Origin of the sequence: Streptococcus sp. HMSC071D03 (assembly GCF_001812125.1) — a bacterium.
Taxonomy (GTDB): domain Bacteria; phylum Bacillota; class Bacilli; order Lactobacillales; family Streptococcaceae; genus Streptococcus; species Streptococcus pseudopneumoniae_N.
The window spans coordinates 13,826-15,247 of the sequence record NZ_KV807819.1 but is presented as its reverse complement, the minus strand read 5'-3'; the positions used below and the strand labels follow the sequence as shown (position 1 = coordinate 15,247).

Below are 1,422 nucleotides of genomic sequence, written 5' to 3'. Positions count from 1 at the left end.
TTACACTAAGCAGTCCTGATAGGCTGCTTTTTTTTTGAGAGGTTATAGATGTTTACAACATTTTTTAAGAAAAATCACGACAATAGTGATGTATTTAAAAAGCTGATTCATAGACTATCTGATATGTCTGTCCAAGATCTTGAAAAAATAGACCGACTGCTAGATATCATTTTTACTCCAGATCAAGGATCAGAACAGATAAAAACAGAATCAACTTATAGAGAAGAAACTTTGGACGACACATTAAAGGAAGATAAGAATCAACTTTATAAGGAACAATTGGAGAAGAATTTAGAGAGGTTTAGGAAAGACGGAAGAAAGTGAATAGTTTCATAAAATTTTCTTTTACTTGAATAAAGTCTTGTGTTATACTTTTAGTATAGACTAGAGAAGGAAGTAAATATTTTGGAGTTGACTACCAAGCAGGAAAAGCAACTAGGTCAGACGCAGTGGTTTCATGCTACATTATTGAGACATTTAGAATCCTTAAAAAAAGGTATCAATGTTCAATTTAACTTAGGGAGTGAGCTAGATTTTGGTCCTGGTTTCTATATCACGCCTGACTTTGAACAAGCTAGAAAATTTATTAACAAGCAAGTTGAAGTATTAAATCGAAGCACCTCTAATAATAATATTTTTGACTCAGAAGAAGAAGTAGGAATTATAGTAGAATTTCGTATTTCAAATTTTATAGAAATTTTTAAGAACCCTGACTATCATTGTCACTATTTTGCAAAACATAAAAAGTCAGAGTCAGATTTAGATTTTGCGGAATTTGTCTTTCAAAATCGGGAAAATCCAGATTCATTACAACACCATTTTGATTTTATCTATGGTGTTCAGACTGATGACAATCCAACCCAAGCTTTAGCTCGTTTTCGTCAGAATGAAATTACAAAAGAAGAAATGCTTGCTGAATTTAGAAAACCATATTCTTTTAAACAATTATCCATCCACAACCAATCTTTTTGTGATATAATGAAAATAGAGAAGGTTTATCAATCAAAAACAGGAGAGGAGTTACAAAAATGGCAGTAGTATCATTGGAAAATAATATTAAACTATATAGTTCAGAATTATTTCAAGCACTATTAAAAGCCTCTAATTATAAATTGGATGAGCGTATTGCTCAGATTGTTGCAGAAGGCTATGCTCGTAAACTAGATTATTCTGATCCTGAACTGATGCATGTTGGTGTAACTTCGGTTGCTAACAATCTGCTTACAAAAATTAAACAAGAGTATTTTAATGTATAGTATTTTGAAAAGCCACCGCAAAAGGAATTACTCTTTAAGGTGGCTTTTTTAGAAGTAAAGTTTAGGCTAGAAAAACAAGAAACAACGCACCAAAATTGGTGCGTTCTGCTTTTTTATGCTATAATGAAAGTTTAAAAATAAAGGAGTTTGCCATGATTGGAAAGAA

3 protein-coding genes are annotated in these 1,422 nt (G+C 31.5%); all 3 read left to right on the top strand.

The features are described 5' to 3' along the window. Positions 1–48 precede the first annotated feature (48 nt). The gene (locus HMPREF2837_RS10150) at positions 49–324 is read left to right on the top strand and encodes a hypothetical protein (RefSeq protein ID WP_007521731.1); all 276 of its coding nucleotides are present in this window, start codon (positions 49–51) and stop codon (positions 322–324) included. A gap of 81 nt (positions 325–405) precedes the next feature. Beyond that, the gene (locus HMPREF2837_RS10145; RefSeq protein WP_007521733.1) at positions 406–1,038 is read left to right on the top strand and encodes a DUF3990 domain-containing protein; all 633 of its coding nucleotides are present in this window, start codon (positions 406–408) and stop codon (positions 1,036–1,038) included. Continuing rightward, positions 1,029–1,256, top strand: a complete 228-nt coding sequence (locus HMPREF2837_RS10140; RefSeq protein WP_007521736.1) for a hypothetical protein — start codon at positions 1,029–1,031, stop codon at positions 1,254–1,256. The genes HMPREF2837_RS10145 and HMPREF2837_RS10140 overlap by 10 nt, the downstream gene beginning before the upstream one ends. The last annotated feature ends 166 nt before the right edge of the window (positions 1,257–1,422 follow it).